Origin of the sequence: Bacillus sp. FJAT-27986 (assembly GCF_001685035.1) — a bacterium.
GTDB lineage: Bacteria > Bacillota > Bacilli > Bacillales > Pradoshiaceae > Pradoshia.
The window spans coordinates 112,970-131,844 of sequence record NZ_MAYV01000018.1 but is presented as its reverse complement, the minus strand read 5'-3'; the positions used below and the strand labels follow the sequence as shown (position 1 = coordinate 131,844).

The 18,875-nt window shown below is 38.3% G+C and carries 16 protein-coding genes; 13 read left to right on the top strand and 3 right to left on the bottom strand.

The window, feature by feature from the left end; all coding sequences use genetic code 11:
- Positions 1-25 precede the first annotated feature (25 nt).
- Positions 26-973 carry a DHH family phosphoesterase gene (locus A8L44_RS16380; RefSeq protein ID WP_066108940.1) on the top strand — a complete coding sequence of 316 codons (948 nt, stop codon included), beginning with the start codon at positions 26-28 and terminating at the stop codon, positions 971-973.
- A gap of 43 nt (positions 974-1,016) precedes the next feature.
- On the opposite strand, the gene ytrI is transcribed toward A8L44_RS16380, so the two are convergent.
- Complete coding sequence (gene ytrI, locus A8L44_RS16375; RefSeq protein ID WP_066108937.1) at positions 1,017-1,517, bottom strand: sporulation membrane protein YtrI; 501 nt, start codon at positions 1,515-1,517, stop codon at positions 1,017-1,019.
- Positions 1,514-1,849 carry a YtrH family sporulation protein gene (locus tag A8L44_RS16370; RefSeq protein WP_066108934.1) on the bottom strand — a complete coding sequence of 112 codons (336 nt, stop codon included), beginning with the start codon at positions 1,847-1,849 and terminating at the stop codon, positions 1,514-1,516. The genes ytrI and A8L44_RS16370 overlap by 4 nt, the downstream gene beginning before the upstream one ends.
- A gap of 182 nt (positions 1,850-2,031) precedes the next feature.
- Here A8L44_RS16370 and dnaE point away from each other — a divergent pair, with 182 nt between their 5' ends.
- The 8 genes from dnaE to A8L44_RS16330 all read left to right on the top strand — a co-directional run bounded on the left by dnaE (position 2,032) and on the right by A8L44_RS16330 (position 13,148).
- Complete coding sequence (gene dnaE, locus A8L44_RS16365) at positions 2,032-5,388, top strand: DNA polymerase III subunit alpha (RefSeq protein WP_066108931.1); 3,357 nt, start codon at positions 2,032-2,034, stop codon at positions 5,386-5,388.
- Positions 5,389-5,490: 102 nt separating this feature from the next.
- Positions 5,491-6,729 (top strand): NAD(P)-dependent malic enzyme, encoded by a 1,239-nt coding sequence (locus tag A8L44_RS16360; RefSeq protein ID WP_066108928.1) that lies wholly within the window; start codon positions 5,491-5,493, stop codon positions 6,727-6,729.
- Positions 6,730-6,735: 6 nt separating this feature from the next.
- Positions 6,736-7,374, top strand: a complete 639-nt coding sequence (locus tag A8L44_RS16355) for a FadR/GntR family transcriptional regulator (RefSeq protein WP_066108923.1) — start codon at positions 6,736-6,738, stop codon at positions 7,372-7,374.
- 373 nt (positions 7,375-7,747) lie between these two features.
- On the top strand, positions 7,748-8,611 hold the full coding sequence (gene accD / locus A8L44_RS16350; protein WP_066108920.1) for an acetyl-CoA carboxylase, carboxyltransferase subunit beta: 864 nt from the start codon (positions 7,748-7,750) through the stop codon (positions 8,609-8,611).
- Complete coding sequence (accA, locus tag A8L44_RS16345) at positions 8,611-9,588, top strand: acetyl-CoA carboxylase carboxyl transferase subunit alpha (RefSeq protein WP_066108919.1); 978 nt, start codon at positions 8,611-8,613, stop codon at positions 9,586-9,588. The genes accD and accA overlap by 1 nt, the downstream gene beginning before the upstream one ends.
- A gap of 293 nt (positions 9,589-9,881) precedes the next feature.
- Complete coding sequence (gene pfkA / locus A8L44_RS16340; RefSeq protein ID WP_066108917.1) at positions 9,882-10,841, top strand: 6-phosphofructokinase; 960 nt, start codon at positions 9,882-9,884, stop codon at positions 10,839-10,841.
- Positions 10,842-10,870: 29 nt separating this feature from the next.
- Positions 10,871-12,631, top strand: a complete 1,761-nt coding sequence (pyk, locus tag A8L44_RS16335; protein WP_066108914.1) for a pyruvate kinase — start codon at positions 10,871-10,873, stop codon at positions 12,629-12,631.
- Positions 12,632-12,755: 124 nt separating this feature from the next.
- Positions 12,756-13,148 carry an FxsA family protein gene (locus A8L44_RS16330; RefSeq protein ID WP_066108911.1) on the top strand — a complete coding sequence of 131 codons (393 nt, stop codon included), beginning with the start codon at positions 12,756-12,758 and terminating at the stop codon, positions 13,146-13,148.
- 52 nt (positions 13,149-13,200) lie between these two features.
- Here A8L44_RS16330 and ytvI read toward each other — a convergent pair whose 3' ends face one another.
- Positions 13,201-14,328 carry a sporulation integral membrane protein YtvI gene (ytvI, locus tag A8L44_RS16325; protein ID WP_066108908.1) on the bottom strand — a complete coding sequence of 376 codons (1,128 nt, stop codon included), beginning with the start codon at positions 14,326-14,328 and terminating at the stop codon, positions 13,201-13,203.
- 149 nt (positions 14,329-14,477) lie between these two features.
- Here ytvI and A8L44_RS16320 point away from each other — a divergent pair, with 149 nt between their 5' ends.
- From A8L44_RS16320 to mdh, 4 genes are all read left to right on the top strand, one after another.
- Complete coding sequence (locus A8L44_RS16320; RefSeq protein ID WP_066108905.1) at positions 14,478-14,936, top strand: DUF441 domain-containing protein; 459 nt, start codon at positions 14,478-14,480, stop codon at positions 14,934-14,936.
- A gap of 324 nt (positions 14,937-15,260) precedes the next feature.
- Positions 15,261-16,376, top strand: coding sequence for a citrate synthase (gene citZ, locus A8L44_RS16315; RefSeq protein WP_066108903.1), 1,116 nt, complete (start codon positions 15,261-15,263; stop codon positions 16,374-16,376).
- 149 nt (positions 16,377-16,525) lie between these two features.
- A complete protein-coding gene (icd, locus tag A8L44_RS16310) occupies positions 16,526-17,797 on the top strand; it encodes an NADP-dependent isocitrate dehydrogenase (protein WP_066108900.1) in 1,272 nt (423 codons plus the stop codon).
- A gap of 63 nt (positions 17,798-17,860) precedes the next feature.
- Complete coding sequence (mdh, locus tag A8L44_RS16305; protein WP_066108897.1) at positions 17,861-18,799, top strand: malate dehydrogenase; 939 nt, start codon at positions 17,861-17,863, stop codon at positions 18,797-18,799.
- Positions 18,800-18,875: the final 76 nt, after the last annotated feature.

Sequence of the window (18,875 nt, the reverse complement as noted above, 5' to 3'; positions counted from 1 at the left end):
TACAAAAGATAAAGGGAGAAAAGTGATGAAGGAACAGATTATAGATGCAATCAAAAAATACAATACGATTATTCTGCACAGACATGTTCGGCCAGACCCTGATGCATATGGATCACAATGTGGATTGGGAGAAATCATTAAATATTCCTTTCCAGAAAAACAAGTATTCATGGTTGGTCAAGAAGAGGAATCTTTACATTTTCTAAAGCGACTTGATGTGATTCCGGATGAAGCATATGAAGGAGCATTAGTGATTGTTTGTGATACAGCCAATCAGGAAAGGGTCTGTGATCAACGGTATACGAGGGGGGATCTTTTGATTAAAATAGATCATCATCCAAATGAGGATCCTTACGGAGATTTTTTGTGGGTTGATACATCAGCAAGCTCTTGCAGTGAAATGATTTATGAATTATATGAGTACGGTAAGGATAAAGGATTACGAATGAATCAGGAGGCAGCGCGATTATTATATGCAGGAATCGTAGGTGATACGGGTAGATTTTTATATCCAAGTACTACCGATAAAACATTTCTGTATGCCGGCGAGCTTATTCAGTACGGATTTAATCGCACGGATATATACGATGGTATGTATGATGTTGATGAAGCGGTCGTTCGTTTGAATGGCTATGTTTTTGAAAACTTTAAAATAATTGATTCAGGAGTTGGGGTAGTCGTAATTACGAAGGAAGTCATGGAACGATTTGGTGTAAAATCCTCCGGAGCATCTTCACTTGTCAGTACTTTGGGATCTGTAAAGGGAATCAAGGCATGGGTATTTTTCATTGAAGAAAATGATGAAATTCGAGTTCGTCTCAGATCAAAAGGCCCTGTTATTAATGGTGTAGCTATGAAATATAATGGAGGCGGGCATCCCTTAGCATCTGGCGCAACCATTTACAATTGGGAGGACATGAATAATGTCCTTGCAGATCTCGTACAGGTTTGTTCCAACTATGGATCCAAATAATTAAGTGGAACAGCCAGGTACCCAGAGGAGTACCCGGCTGTTCTTAAATTTGTTTGAGCGACAATGAAATTTCGATATGCGTGTATAGAATTAATTCCTGGACTTCCAATTGATAGTGCCTGCCGTTTAATTTGATATTCTTATTAATAATTGCTCTTTTAAGGAGTTCTTTTCCATGACTCACACTTTCCAAATCCTTACCTAATAAGCTTTCGAAATCTTTCTTAATACTTTGCTCTACCTCAAAAATACTGAGTGGATCCAATCTGTATTTTTTATAGTTTGTAATATGAACGGTTACTTCCTGTACGAGTAATTTACTCTCATTTTTTTTATTTAAAATTTCGTATTCATTTTGCCATATTTCAAGCTCATCGTGTAAATCTTTAATAGCATCCTGCTGTGTTTCTATTAACTGAATTTGCTTTTCCTGCAGATCACCGAACATATACAAAAAAAGCCCCCAGCTTATGATCGCCCCTATAATAACTCCTGCGAAAAAGCGTTGCCATAAGGGATTTCGATAATATGGAGGGATTCTCATGGATTTAACTGCTCCTGTGTCAGCCATTGGATAATGAGAGCACCGGCTTGAGCTCCTCCAAGGGCTGAAATAATAATCAGGATTTGTTTGAATAAATCTTTTGTCGCACCATGAAAGATTCCTCGTTCAAATGAATAGACCGCATCGAAAGTTCCGCCAATAGCTGCCACAATAGCCCAAATTCTTAAACCCTCGGATAGGCGAAACACTTGAGTTAATGGGGGTTGACCTGTTATGAAAGCAGCCAGTCCACCGATCAAAGATCCGCCAAGCAGTACGCCAAATGAAATGAAGAAACTGTTTATAAATGCTGGTAAGAAAGCCTGGTTCATTTACCTCGTCCTTTTTGTTTTTTACATATATATGAGGGAGGGATGAGTAATATGTAATTAGGCTAAAAAGTTTTTCAACTTGCATCGAACATATTTTCTTTTTGAGCATTGGACTTCTATAATAGAGAATAAGAGAGAATTTCTCCTAAATACAAAAATGATAACAAGGATGTGACGAAAGAATGTCATTAATCCATCTTCATGTATATAGCGCGTATAGTCTTCTGGAGAGTACGTTATCAATCAGGGATATCGTTACCTCGGCAAAGAATAATGGTTTCAGCAGTATCGCATTAACAGATCGAAATGTTATGTATGGGGCTGTGTCTTTTTACAAGGAATGCATGGAACAGGGAATCAAGCCAATCATAGGTTTGACTGCAGATATATTTGATGATGAAGAGCATAAAAGTTATCCTCTTATTTTGCTGGCTAAAAATAATGAAGGATATCATAACCTAATGAAGATATCGAGTGCAATTCAAACGAAGTCTCCTGATGGTTTGCCATTCAGATGGTTGAAAGGATATGCAAGAGGCCTCATTGCCATTACACCGGGAATAGAAGGTGAAATTGAAAGTACACTTTTCCACAATGAGCAAGCTGCAGAAAAAGTCCTCTTGAAATATAAAACCTTGTTTGGTAATCAATCTTTTTATCTTTCATTGCCTAAACCGTCTACGGAAGGAATGGAGAGGGCGAAGATCAAACAACTGGCTGACAAAACGAACACCCAGCTTGTTGCAGCTCACCATATTTGTTATTTGAAGCCAGAAGATTCACTGGCTTATCAAGCATTGACTTGTTTAAAAGATAATATAAAGATAGAAGAATTGGATAAAATCGAGTTGTCTGAGAATGAAAGGAAGCATTTTGCGAGCCGTTCTGAAATGATGGAGTGGTACTCATCCGATGTGGCTGCTCTTGAAAATACGATTCAAATAGCCAAAGAATGCTGTGTAAACTTAGAGTTTAATCAAAAATTACTTCCAAAGTATCCCGTTCCTAATGATTTGTCCGCACATCAATATTTGATAGAGATTTGCAAAAAAGGATTTGCCAAGCGTTATCCAACTCCCGATAAAAAGCACTTTGAACGATTGGAATATGAATTAACTGTAATTGCTGATATGGGGTTCAGTGACTATTTCCTGATTGTCTGGGACTTTATGAATCATGCTAATAAACAAGGGATATTAACAGGTCCTGGACGTGGATCTGCTGCAGGTTCGATGGTTGCTTATGTGCTTGGAATTACCAATGTCGATCCTATTGAATACAATCTATTGTTTGAAAGGTTTCTGAATCCGGAAAGGATTACGATGCCTGATATAGATATCGACTTTCCAGACAATCGCAGAGAAGAAATGATACGGTACGTAGCAAAGAAATATGGACCCATTCATGTGGCACAAATTATAACCTTTGGTACATTTGGAGCAAAGGCCGCTTTGCGGGATGCGGGCAGAGTTTGTGGATTGAACACGAAGGAGTTGGACCAGCTATCTCGTTCGCTTCCTCCTATTAACGGACTGACCATACAATTGGCGCATTCTGAATCCAGCCGTTTCCGTACATGGATTGCAGAATCTGCACTTCATAAGCGGATTTTTGAAATCGCCAAGAAGTGGGAAGGGCTTCCAAGACATACATCCATACATGCCGCAGGGGTAATTATTACCGATCAACCGCTGACCGATTTAATTCCGATTCAGGAAGGGCATGAGGGTGTTTATTTGACCCAGTTCCCGATGGAAATTTTAGAAGAAATTGGTCTTTTGAAAATGGATTTTCTCGGACTCCGAAATTTAACTTTGCTTGATCAGATTGTGAGACAGGTAAATCGTTCATCGGGTAAGAAGATTCAGTTAAGTCAGATTCCATTGGATGACACGGCCACATTTGAGTTATTAAGTAAGGGACTAACATCAGGGATTTTTCAGTTTGAATCAGCTGGCATGCAAAATGTCCTTAAAAAGCTAAAACCCACTGTTTTTGAGGATTTGGTAGCGGTCAATGCCCTGTATAGGCCGGGCCCTATGGATAATATCCCGACATTCATAAATCGTAAACATGGAATTGAACCTATTACTTTTCCTATTACTGAATTGGAAACAATTCTGAAGCCTACCTACGGGATCATTGTGTATCAGGAACAAATAATCCAGATTGCTTCGACAATGGCCGGTTTCAGCTTAGGAGAAGCTGATTTGCTGAGAAGAGCTGTAAGTAAGAAGAAAAAAGACGTTCTCGATGAACAAAGAGCTCATTTTGTAAAAGGGGCTATGGCTAGAGGGCACGAACAGCATACGGCAAATGAAGTATATGACTTAATCGTCCGGTTCGCAAATTATGGGTTTAATAGGAGTCATGCAGTCGCTTACAGCCTAATTGCATATCAGTTAGCCTATTTAAAGGCAAATTATTTGCGCAGCTTTATGGCAGGGTTGATGACATCTGTAATTGGAAACGATGATAAAATAGCTCAATACGTTCAGGAATTAAAGTCAAAAGATTATATAGTCTATCCGCCATCAATCAATAAAAGTCATTTCCCGTTTATTCTTGAAGGAGATAAAGGGGTGCGTTACAGTCTGGCAGCTGTGAAGGGCATTGGAGCTTCCGTCTTAAAAGAACTGGTTGCAGCTCGTAAAAATGGCCCATTTGAAGATCTATTTGATGTTTGTATACGTATTCCTTCCCGTATCATAAACAGAAAAGTATTGGAAAATTTATGTTACGCGGGTGCATTTGACGAGTTTAAAATGGATCGTGCAAGTATTTTGGCAAGCATAGATGTGGCACTGGAGCATGCTGAATTGGTTCGTCCTGATTCAGGAGAAGTTGGTTTTTTTGATGCTGATGATATGTTCATTAAACCGAAATATGTAGTAGTCGACCCGATGCCAACGGACAAAAAGTTACAAAAAGAAAAAGAAGTTCTCGGCTTATATTTATCCGACCACCCAATCAGCGGTTCAAGACCTTTATTAAAACATGCAGGAGCACTTCCTCTGTCCAATTTTCCACTGAATTCAACAGGATTTGTTGGTGCTTATATTCAATCTGTTAAACTGATCCGTACAAAGAAAGGCGAAAATATGGCTTTTCTGCTTCTAAGTGATGAAACGGGTGATATGGAAGGGGTTACTTTTCCAAATGTGTACAAGCAATATTCATCCATTTTAAAAGAAGGAAATTTAGTTTTAATAGAAGGAAAGCTGGAGGAGCGCAATGGGAAGAAACAATTTATCACACAAAATCTTTATGATTTAGAGAATGATATACCGAAAATAAAGGAACTTTTTAAATCCGTCTATATTAAGGTTGCTCCAAATGTTCAAACCAATAAAACCTTAACAGCTATTCGTAATGTTTTGATTCAATATCGTGGGAACACAAAGGTGTATATATATTACGAAAAAGATACAAAAACTATTCAATTATCCAAGGAAAACTGGGTGAACCCTACTCCCGCCCTACTGAAAGATTTAGAAAGAATTATAGGAGAAGGAAATGTCCTGATTAAAGAAGATTAACTATGTACAAGACAGAATATTGTGATATATTTACAGTATAATTTTGGTCATACCAGAAGTGGGATAAAATGTATCGTATGATAAAAAGTGGGGTGTGGGTAATTGACTTTAAGAGAAGAAGCGTTGCATATGCACCGTTTAAATAAGGGGAAATTGGAAACAGTGGCCAAGGTACCTCTGCGGAATGCACACGATTTAAGCCTGGCATATTCTCCAGGTGTAGCTGAACCGTGTAAAGCTATACATGATAAACCGGAAACAGTATATGAATATACTTTCAAGGGCAATATGGTAGCCGTAGTATCAGATGGTACAGCAGTGCTTGGACTCGGCAATATTGGTCCGGAAGCTGCCCTCCCTGTGATGGAAGGAAAAGCATTATTATTTAAGGGGTTTGCAGGAGTCGATGCTTTTCCAATCTGTCTAAATACGAACGACGTAGATAAAATTGTGGAGACAGTAAAATTACTTGAACCAACTTTTGGCGGAATTAATTTAGAAGATATTGCGGCTCCAAATTGTTTTGTCATTGAAGAAAGATTGAAAAAAGAAACGAATATCCCTGTTTTCCATGACGATCAGCACGGTACAGCAATTGTAACGGTTGCAGGTCTTGTTAATGCCTTGAAGCTTTCCAATAAGAAAATGTCTGAGATTAAAGTGGTTGCAAATGGCGCTGGTGCTGCCGGTATTGCCATTATTAAGCTACTATATCACTTTGGTGTACGCGATTTAATTATGTGTGATAGCAAGGGTGCGATTTATGAAGAACGCCCATATGGTATGAATGCTGTAAAAGCAGAGGTGGCTAAATATACAAATCGTGATCATTTGGAAGGCAGTCTTGAGGACGTCATTAAAGATGCAGATGTTTTTATCGGTGTTTCGGTTGCAGGCGCGCTAACTCCTGAAATGATTAAATCAATGGCCTCAGATCCAGTCATTTTTGCGATGGCCAATCCAGTTCCCGAAATTATGCCGGAATTGGCTAAAGAAGCAGGTGCGGCAGTCGTAGGAACTGGTAGATCCGATTTCCCCAACCAGGTAAACAATGTTTTAGCCTTTCCGGGAATTTTTCGAGGGGCTCTGGATGTAAGAGCAACTCATATTAATGAGAAAATGAAAGTTGCAGCCGTTGAGGCGATTGCAAATCTAATTACAGATGAAGAGCTGCAAACGGATTATGTAATCCCTGCTCCTTTTGACCCGCGAGTTGCTCCGGCAGTAGCTGCTGCAGTAGCAAAAGCGGCGATGGAAACAGGGGTTGCAAGATTAAAAGTTGATCCGGAAGAAATCAGAAAGAAGACAGAATTACTATCATCCATTGGAAAAAGTGAGTGATGACAGATGGAATTACAAACTGAAGGACAGCCAAAAGTATATTTAGAAATAGTTCGCAAGCTGCAAAGAATGATTGAAGAGGATCATCTTGTTCCAGGTGATAAAATCCCCTCTGAACGGGAGCTGTCTGACCGCTTAAATGTTGGCCGTTCCTCAGTCAGAGAAGCTTTAAGAGCGTTGGAGCTTTTGGGATTGATTGAAACAAGAAGAGGAGAAGGAACATTCATTCATGATTTTCAAGAGCATAAGCTTGTTGAATTACTTGGCTCATTTTTCATTTTAGAAGGTAAAACAAAAGAAGATTTGATTGAAGTGAAATTGTTGTTAGAAAAAGATTGTATACGTATAATGTCCGAATACAACCGTAAAAATCCTGAGACTATTAAAGATCTATATAATTGGGCTAGAACCAACTCATTTACGGACGAGGCTTACTTCTCTCAATTAGCCAGTTTGACTGACAATCGATTGATGGAAAGAATTTGGAAAACGGTAAACAGTTACTGTAAAGCATCTGGCTATGAATTCTCCATTCAAGACCGAAAGCAATATATTATTTTAGCTGCTTTAATGGAAAACGGGGAAAAAGATCAAGCACTTGAAATATATGATACAAAAATCAGAGCTACTGCGAAAAGTGAATAATAGATATCTGTAGTATATTGGCCTTATATAGGTACGTTTTGTAAACTATATAAGGCCAATTTTATAAACTTTCCATTGCTTGCAATTAAGGTTTATAGATTTACTAAGACATAAGGGTTAATGAAGATGCATATGATTTGTCCTATTGGTCGGTAAGGATATGATTTTTCAAAGATGTGTTTCTTGTATGTAGATAAGATAGGACTTCAATAATGTGCAAGTAGTTTGTCCTATTACCATAGTCTGTATATATCTGATGGGATGGCAGGTATAATGGACAAGGTGGTTTCAGTAATCACTGGCTGATGAGAAAATCAGTAAGGTTTATTTATGAACCATTGATGTACTGTATTACGAAAGGGGATCGAGAGTTTTGTTGAAAGACATGTTTTCTCGTACAAAAAAGAAAAAGTATGCAACCATTCCTTCTGATAAAGCAAATCAAGATGTGCCTGAAGGAATTATGATGAAATGTCCGTCTTGTAAAACTATTAAATACTCTAAAGAAATATTAAAAAATGATAAAGTTTGTCCTAAATGTGGTTATCACCACCCGATGAGTGCAGTTGAACGTTTAAGCAATTTAATGGATAAAGGGTCTTTTGAGGAGTACGATCGGGGGATGATATCGGAAAATCCACTGAACTTTCCCGATTATACAGAAAAGCTCGATAGAGATCGAAATAAGACAAAACAAAATGAAGCTGTAGTAACAGGAATAGGTCGAATTAGTGGTCATACCACTGTGATTGCTGTAATGGACTCTACATTTCGTATGGGCAGTATGGGCTCTGTAGTTGGTGAAAAGATAACCCGGGCCATTGAAAAAGCTGATGAATTAAAGGTACCTTTTATTATATTTACCGCATCCGGAGGAGCCAGAATGCAAGAGGGAGTTATAAGTCTCATGCAAATGGCAAAAACAAGTGCAGCCTTAAAACGTTTCAGTGAGCATAGCGGTTTGATTATATCGGTTATGACTCATCCAACTACCGGTGGGGTATCAGCGAGTTTTGCTTCTCTCGGAGATTATAACCTTGCAGAACCTAAAGCTTTAATTGGATTTGCCGGCCGTCGAATAATCGAGCAAACAATCCATGAAAAGTTACCGGAAGATTTTCAAACTGCTGAATTCCTTCTAAAACATGGTCAACTGGATGCAGTAGTGCCGAGAAATAAAATGAAAGATACACTGGCTGCAATTATCGATATTCATACATCAGGGGGGAGTAAATAATGCCGGGTGAATTGTCATTTGAAAAACCAATACAGGATTTACAAAAAAAAATAGATGAATTAAAGAAAATGACTTCACACTCTGATGGAGAGTTTACAGAGGAAATTAATAAGCTGGAGGAACGCTTGGGCCAATTGGAAAAAGAGCTGTATCTAGATATTAAGCCTTGGGATCGAGTTGAAATAGCCCGGCACTCATTACGCCCTACAACCTGCGATTACATAGAACACTTATTTACATCGTTCTTTGAATGTCATGGGGATCGACTTTTTGGTGATGATGAAGCAATAGTGGGCGGCATAGCTAAGTATCATGGGATGCCGGTGACTGTTATTGGTCATCAGCGAGGTAAGGATACAAAGGATAATATACGACGGAATTTTGGCATGCCTCATCCAGAAGGATATAGAAAAGCTTTACGACTCATGAAGCAAGCGGAAAAATTCAGGAGGCCAATTATTTGTTTTATTGATACAAAGGGAGCCTATCCTGGTAAAGCGGCAGAAGAAAGAGGTCAAAGTGAAGCTATTGCTAGAAATTTATTCGAAATGGCCGGTTTAAAGGTGCCAATCGTTTGTATAGTAATTGGAGAAGGAGGAAGTGGCGGAGCTTTAGCACTTGGTGTGGGAGACCATATTCATATGCTTGAAAATTCAACTTACTCAGTTATTTCTCCTGAAGGAGCTGCATCCATCCTCTGGAAAGATGCATCCATGGCAAAGAAGGCAGCGGAATCCATGAAAATTACGGCACCAGATTTAAAAGAGTTAGGCATTATAGATCAAATTATTCCTGAAGTACTTGGCGGTGCTCATCGCTCGGTTAAAGATCAGGCTGAAGAGATTGATAAAATATTAAAAAATTCGCTTGATACATTAAAAAATATGAGTGAGGAAGAGCTAGTCAATAAAAGATATGAAAAATATAAAAATATTGGCAAGTACGGATTTTCGACTCAATTTGTAAAGAATCATTAAACGTACATGAAAATGTACGTTTCTTTTTTGTTCAATAGGGAAAAATACACACGATGTACAATTTTTTTTAATCCCTTGATAATAATGAGAATCTCTCAATGTGATAGCGTTTTCATATAAAATTCCTTGGTACAAAGGGCTTTACGAAAGGATTTTGTTATCATAGAATAAGGATGCGATTATGAATAAACGGAAACAACTATATTTCGTGATTGTGTTTCTGTCTGTCTATATACAGATGCTATAAACAGATGTGTACTCAATGAAGATAATACTAAACTTGGGGTGATATCATGAAAAGAATAGGTGTATTAACAAGTGGGGGAGATTCACCAGGCATGAATGCCGCAGTACGTGCCGTTGTAAGAAAAGCGATTTACCATAATATTGAGGTTTATGGGATTTACAACGGATACCAAGGTCTTTTAAATGGGAACATAAAAAAGCTTGAGATCGGATCTGTAGGAGATATTATACATAGAGGCGGAACGATGCTGTATACGGCTCGTTGTCCGGAATTCAAGGAAAGAGATGTTCAATTGCAAGGTATAGAACAATTGAAGAAATTTGGAATTGAAGGACTTGTTGTTATAGGTGGAGATGGTTCTTATCGTGGAGCCAAAGCTTTAACAGAACATGGATTTCCATGTATAGGTGTACCGGGCACGATTGATAATGATATTCCAGGAACCGAATTCACAATTGGATTCGATACTGCCTTGAATACCGTTATTGATTCTATTGATAAAATCAGAGATACAGCTACTTCACACGAAAGAACATACGTTATTGAGGTAATGGGAAGAAATGCCGGAGATCTTGCACTATGGGCAGGACTTGCAGGCGGAGCGGAATCTATTCTTATCCCCGAAGAAAACTATGATATGAATGATATCATTAATAAGCTGAAGCGTGGGCATGATAGAGGAAAGAAACATAGTATTATTATTGTTGCTGAAGGTGTTGGCAGTGGTATGGAAATCGGTGAAGATATCCAGAAACGCACTGGCTTCGAAACGCGTGTGACAGTTCTAGGACATGTTCAGCGCGGTGGATCACCAACAGCGACAGATCGCGTATTAGCCAGTCGATTGGCTGCTAATGCAGTTGAATTGCTCCTTGATGGAAAAGGCGGCCGCGCAGTAGGGATCGTTAACAATAAATTGGTTGATTATGACATTATTGAGGCATTAAAGATACCTCATGTGGTTGACAAAAAAATGTATGAATTATCTCAGGAGCTTTCAATTTAATTAAGAAATAGTAAATAGGAGGATACAACGTGCGTAAAACAAAAATCGTATGTACAATTGGACCAGCCAGTGAATCATTAGAAAAGTTAAAAGCATTAATGGAAGCAGGAATGAATGTTGCCCGTCTAAACTTTTCTCATGGTAGCCATGAAGAGCACCGTGCAAGAATTCAAACTATTCGCCAGGCTGCAGAAGAAACTGGTAAAACAGTTGGGATTTTACTTGATACAAAAGGACCGGAAATTCGCACTCACAACATGGAAAATGGTGGGTTCGAATTAGTAGCAGGTCAAGATGTTACCATTTCTATGACTGAAGTACTTGGTACTCCGGAGAAATTCTCAATCACTTATGAAGGCTTAATTGATGATGTTCATGAAGGATCCAGAATCCTTGTTGATGATGGTTTAATTGGTCTTGAAGTAACTGGTTTAGATAAAGATAAAAAAGAAATCTATACAAAAGTTCTTAACACAGGAATGATTAAGAATAAAAAAGGTGTTAACGTACCAGGAGTTTCTGTCAAATTACCAGGAATTACACAAAAAGATGCGGAAGATATCGTATTCGGTATTCAAGAAGATGTTGATTTCATTGCAGCTTCCTTTGTAAGAAGAGGAGCGGACGTTCTTGAAATCAGAGAATTGCTTGAAAATCATAATGCAGGTCATATCCAAATCATCCCGAAAATCGAAAACCACGAAGGTGTAGAAAATATTGAAGAGATCTTAGCGGTTTCTGATGGTTTAATGGTTGCGCGTGGGGACCTTGGCGTTGAAATTCCTGCCGAAGATGTACCTCTTGTTCAAAAAGATTTAATTAAACGCTGCAATACAGTGGGTAAACCGGTTATTACAGCAACGCAAATGTTAGATTCAATGCAACGTAATCCTCGTCCAACTCGTGCGGAAGCAAGTGACGTAGCGAATGCAATTTTTGATGGAACAGATGCAATCATGCTTTCAGGTGAAACAGCAGCTGGCCAATATCCAGTTGAAGCTGTTCAAACTATGCACAACATTGCTAGTAAAGCAGAAACAGCTTTAAATTATAAAGCAATTCTTTCTGCCCGCAGTAAAGATCATGATTATAATGTAACTGATGCAATTGGGCAATCTGTAGCACATACAGCATTAAACTTAAATGTTTCAGCTATTATTACACCGACACAAAGTGGATCAACAGCACGTGTAATTTCCCGTTACCGTCCTAAAACACCTATCATCGCAATCACATCTGATGAAAGAGTGATGAGAAGATTAGCGTTGGTATCTGGTGTATATCCAATTCTAGGAACTAGTACTACTACTACAGATGATATGCTTGAAAATGCAGTTCAAGCAGCAACTGAGAAAAACTTAGTAAAACCTGGTGAATTGGTTATTATCACAGCGGGTGTACCAGTGAATGAATCAGGCACAACTAATATTATGAAAATCCACTTGATTGGTTCTGTTTTAGCAAGTGCTCAAGGAATTGGAAGAAAGTCTGCTTCAGGCCGTGTAGTTATTGCTAACAACGCTGAAGAAGCGATTGCTAAAGCAAAAGAAGGTTGTATTTTAGTTACAAATGCAACGGACAAAGATATGATGCCAGCGATTGAAAAATGCGCAGCATTGGTAACTGTAGAAGGCGGTTTAACAAGCCATGCTGCAGTAGTTGGTTTAAGCCAGGGTATTCCGGTTATTGTTGGATTTGAAAATGCTACAACAGTGTTACAGGACAACCAGGTTATTACTGTAGATAGCCGAAGCGGCCGTATTTACGAAGGTAATACAGGAATTCTGTAATAAACATGATGGAGCTGTTTGCTTAGCTGTTTGCTAATTTAAACAGCTCTTTTTTCTATCCACTTCTATCAATTATGCTAAACTAAAGGAAAATGCCAGACACTTTGCAATAAGGAGGTTCCTAATGAAGCTCTCAACCATATTTTTCATTCTGATACCAATTATTGAAATTATTGTTTTGTTGGTGTCGGGTTCTTATTTGGGTATTGGCTGGACGGTTTTCCTCATCTTTTTTACTGGGATCATCGGAGTATTCTTGGCCAAGAAACAAGGCTTGCAGATCATCCAGCGCGCAAAGGACCAGATGAGTAAAGGATTTATGCCCGGTGAAGAAGTATACAGCGGGATCTGTATTCTAATTGGAGGCTTCCTGTTATTACTGCCTGGTTTTATCAGTGATATAGTGGGGTTCCTGCTGCTAATGCCATTTACAAGGAAAGCCTTTAAGCCAATCCTCTATGCACTGCTTACAAAGTATATGAGTAAATCACGCAAAACGATTACGATTATTCGATAAATGAGGGGCTGCTTCTGACGATGGAAAAATCGTTGGATGCAGCCTCCTCCTTTTATTTAGGAGGAGGGGGCTGAATTCCCATAATATAATCTTTTAAATCATGAAGGATATGCAATTTATATAATGTACTCAATATCACTAAGATAATGGGACCTAAAATAAAACCTAAAAACCCAATTAGCTTAAATCCGACAAAGATAGCAACTAAAGTAGCCAATGGATCCAGACCGATGCTTGAGGAAAGGATTTTCGGTTCCATGAATTGCCTTTGAACAATCACTACCGTATATAAAATACCAAGACCAAGTGCAAATCCGAAGTTGCCGATAATCAACTCGTATATAATCCATGGAACGAAAACTAAACCTGTACCCAGATAGGGCAATAAATCAACAAATCCAATTATAAGGGCGATTGTAATGGCATAATCAACCCGCAGAATTAATAAACCAACCAGAACAATTAAGGCTGTTATTGATATTAACGTCAGCTGTGCTCTTATAAAACCGAATAATGCTTTCTCCAACTCTTTCATGACGTTCTTAAGATTGTACATGGTTTTATTCGGTAGCATTTTTTTACTGTAATTAATAAATCTATCCCATTCCTTCGCAATAAAAAATGTGGCCAGTAAAGTAAAGATAGCCCCTGTTCCTACACTTGGAAGCCAGCCAATAACAACAGGCAAAAAAGCTAAAAACGATTGTAGAATCGACACAATGGTATTACCAGCTTCTTTCCCTAGCTGTTCTATATTTGACAAAATGGTATCCTGTTGCCCTGTATCAAGAGTATTAAAGAAGGATATGATTTTCTCGTAGAATGGGATGAAGTGATTTGTAATGTAATTTTGTGTATATACTACCATCGTATTTAAATGTTCAGGCAATGCTTCTGACAGATAGGTTATCCCGGCAACCATTTCAGCTACAAGAAAGGTAATCAAACCAGCAATAAGCGCAACCGTAACAAGCATAGAGAGAATAACAGATAAACTTTTTGGTATTTTAAGTTTATTCGTTAAGAACGTAACAAAAGGTTTAAGCAAGTAGGCAAACGAAAAACCTATGATAAATGGGTATGTATATTTAGCTATGATAAGCAGTAAATAAACGGATAGATAAATCCCGATAATAACGACTAAGAAGCGTAAAACTCTATAAAGGTGTTCAAGGTTCATATAAGCCTCCTTTATTTGGCTTTCTGAATTTAATTATATTCTTTAAGATCATTAAAAGAAAGTTCATATATTAACCACAAGTGGTATTTTTTGAAATTATCAGTCTTTTTATACTTGATATACATTTTCAACAGGAAGGATGAAACATCATGTATGGTCCATACATATTTTTAGTTATTCTTTTGGCGATAGGGATATTTGCGAAAAACAGTTCCCTTACATTTGCAGTTCTTTTTTTGCTTGTATTTAAAATTGTCGGTTTAGATGGAAAAATGTTCAGTTATATTCAGTCTAAGGGGATTAATTGGGGTGTTACGATTATTACCATTGCTGTATTAGTGCCGATTGCCACAGGCCATATAGGGTTTAAGCAACTGACGGAAGCAATGAAATCGCCGTATGCCTGGATTGCTATGTTATCTGGAATAGCCGTTGCATTAATTGCGAAGAATGGTGTGCAGCTTTTGGTAAGTGATCCTCATATTACGGTGGCACTCGTTTTTGGAACGATCCTAGCTGTCGGTCTTTTTAATGGGGTAGCAGTAGGTCCATTAATCGGAGCTGGGATTGCATATCTTGCCATGCAGCTTATTGATTTTTTCAGATAATTATTAAGATAAAATACTTTTGGATTTTTATAAGGTGTTTTTGTTTCACAAATTTTAAATAATTGTTTATAATTGAAAACAGGGCATAGATTTCACAGATTTGTAAAAAATTTCTTGTGAAATCTATTGTTATTCTGAGCAATCGTTCAACGAGGGAGATGCTGGGTGAAATTTACGCTCTTATGATAACGCTTACTTACAAGTAAGAGATATAAATGTGATGAAAGCATATAGGCAATACATACATTACAGTGAAGCGGTAACCCAATTCGTCAACCAAAATCAGGAACATAGGGGAGATTTCTAGCAAAGGAGAGAAAAACCATGTCTGTTACAAAGGGTCTTGAAGGAGTAGTGGCTACATCATCTTCAATCAGTTCTATTATCGATGACACATTGACATATGTCGGTTATGATATCGATGATTTGGCTGAAAACGCAAGTTTCGAAGAGGTTATTTATTTGTTATGGCATCGCAGATTACCCAACAAGCTAGAATTGGAAGATTTGAAGAATCAACTTGCTGCAAATGCAGGACTTCCTAATGAAATGATTGAACATTTCAAAATGTATCCGATTGATACGATTCATCCAATGGGAGCATTAAGAACAGCTGTATCTTTATTGGGGTTATATGATGAGGAAGCCGATATTATGGATGAAGAAGCAAATTTCAGAAAAGCAATACGTTTGCAAGCTAAAATCCTATCCATTGTGACGGCTTTTTCACGCATTCGTAAAGGCGAAGAACCTATTGCGCCACGTAAAGATTTTGGCTATGCACAGAATTTTCTTTATATGCTGAATGGCAAAGAACCTGAACAGATTGAAATTGAGGCATTTAACAAAGCATTAGTTTTACATGCGGACCATGAATTAAATGCATCTACATTTACTGCGCGTGTATGTGTAGCTACATTGTCGGATATTTATTCGGGTGTCACAGCAGCAATTGGTGCCTTAAAGGGACCATTGCATGGCGGGGCTAATGAAGCAGTTATGAAAATGCTATCTGAAATAGGCTCTGTTGAAAATGTTGATAGCTATATAAGTAATAAATTAGCAAATAAAGAAAAGATAATGGGCTTTGGACATCGTGTCTACAGAAAAGGAGATCCACGTGCAAAGCATCTTCGTGAAATGTCCCAAAGACTCACGAACTTAACGGGTGAACCGAAGTGGTATGAAATATCTTCCAAAATTGAAGAGCTAGTTACTTCAAAAAAACCGCTTCCTCCAAATGTAGATTTTTATTCTGCTTCTGTATACCACAGTCTGGGGATTGATCATGATTTATTTACACCTATCTTTGCGGTTAGCCGTATGTCAGGATGGATTGCCCATATTCTGGAGCAATATGAAAACAACCGATTGATTCGCCCGCGTGCTGAATATGTGGGACCAGGAATGCAAAAATATATACCAGTTAATAATCGTTAATAAGAGGTCAAATTATCTGAAAATTAATAGTAGGATGATTTGTTAATTAACTTCTGGATAGTTATACTTAAATTTATAGATTTAGAGAAAAGGTTAGCTGAAACGGACTGTTTCACTAACCTTGTATATTGATGTTGGAGGGGATTTGAATGAGTATGGGAGAAAAAATCACAGTTGTCGATGGAGTACTGCAAGTGCCAAACCAGGCGATTATACCATTTATTGAAGGGGATGGAACAGGTCCTGATATTTGGGCAGCTGCATCAAGAGTGTTGGAAGCGGCAGTAAACAAAGCATACAATGGGGAAAAAGAAATAGTTTGGAAAGAAGTACTTGCTGGTGAGAAAGCATTTAATCAAACAGGAGAATGGCTTCCTAAAGAAACGCTTGACGTTATTAAAGAATATTTAATCGCGATTAAAGGACCGCTTACAACACCGGTTGGCGGAGGTATTCGTTCTTTAAATGTAGCTTTGCGCCAAGAACTTGATTTATATACTTGCTTGCGCCCGGTTCGTTATTTTAATGGAGTTCCATCACCGGTTAAAAGACCACAGGACACGGATATGGTTATCTTCCGTGAAAATACAGAAGACATTTATGCAGGAATTGAATATGCAAAAGGATCTGATGACGTTAAAAAATTATTAACCTTCCTGCGTGAAGAAATGGGTGTTTCCAAAATCCGTTTCCCTGAGACTTCCGGACTTGGAATCAAGCCGATTTCTGAAGAAGGCACAAAACGTCTTGTCAGAGCTGCACTTAATTATATAATTAAAGAAGGACGTAAATCCCTCACGCTTGTTCATAAAGGAAATATCATGAAGTTTACAGAGGGAGCCTTCAAAAACTGGGGTTATGAAGTTGCTGAAGAAGAATTCGGTGATCAAGTATTCACTTGGGCACAGTATGACCGCATTAAAGAAGCAGAAGGTACAGAGGCTGCAAACAAAGCACAGGCAGATGCAGAGGCAGCTGGTAAAATTATTGTTAAAGATTCCATTGCAGATATCTTCCTGCAGCAAATCTTAACAAGACCAAGAGAATTTGATGTAGTTGCAACCATGAATCTAAATGGAGATTATATCTCTGACGCTCTTGCAGCACAGGTTGGTGGAATAGGTATTGCGCCTGGTGCCAATATCAACTATGTTACAGGCCATGCAATTTTTGAAGCAACACACGGAACAGCACCTAAATATGCTGGTCTTGATAAGGTGAATCCTTCATCAGTAATCCTATCAGGTGTATTGATGCTTGAGCATCTGGGCTGGACTGAAGCTGCTAATTTGATTACACAATCAATGGAAAAAACGATAGAAACAAAAGTGGTTACATATGACTTCGCCCGTTTAATGGATGGAGCGAGTGAAGTGAAATGTTCTGAATTTGCTGATGAGCTCATAAAAAATATGGATTAATAATTCACGAAAGGGGTAATCTCGAAAAAGGTTACCCCTTTTAAAAACTGGGGGTAAATTCGAATGGTATTTAACCGAAAAAAAATATCTGTCATTGGCAGTGGTTTTACAGGAGCAACGACCGCGTTTCTTTTAGCTCAAAAAGAACTTGGGGATGTAGTGTTGGTTGATATTCCGCAATTGGAAAATCCCACAAAGGGCAAAGCTTTAGATATGGCAGAAGCAGGCCCTGTAATGGGATTTGATGCATCCATTACTGGAACATCAAATTACGAGGATACAAAGGATTCTGATCTGGTTATTATTACTGCAGGAATTGCGCGTAAGCCAGGGATGAGCCGGGATGATCTAGTTCAAACGAACCAAAACATTATGCGCTCAGTAGCTAAAGAGATTGTAAAATATTCTCCTGACAGTTATATTATTGTTCTTACTAATCCAGTTGATGCAATGACCTATACGGTATTTAAGGAAACCGGATTCCCCAAAAATCGTGTGATCGGTCAATCGGGTGTATTGGATACGGCTAGATTCCGTACATTTATCGCTCAGGAATTAAATTTGTCAGTTAAGGATATAACAGGTTTTGTGTTGGGTGGACACGGCGATGATATGGTACCACTTGTTCGATATTCATATGCTGGCGGCATTCCTTTAGAAGCTCTTCTGCCAAAGGAACGTCTAGAGCAAATAGTCGAACGGACGAGAAAAGGCGGCGGAGAAATTGTTAGTCTTCTTGGTAATGGAAGTGCATATTATGCCCCTGCTGCTTCACTTGTAGAAATGGCAGAAGCTGTATTAAAGGATCAGCGGAGAGTGATTCCTGCAATAGCCTATTTGGAAGGTGAATATGGATATAGCGGAATATACTTAGGTGTTCCAACTATTTTGGGGGCAAATGGCATAGAGAAAGTAATTGAGCTTGAATTACTTGATGAAGAAAAAGCAGCATTGGATCAATCTGCTGAAGCAGTTCGAAACGTTATGTCTGTACTTGCTTAATAGTCTTATTATATAAATCGGAGAGTATTACTTTCCGATTTTTTTTTGCATTTTCCAGGAGAGACTATATGGGGGT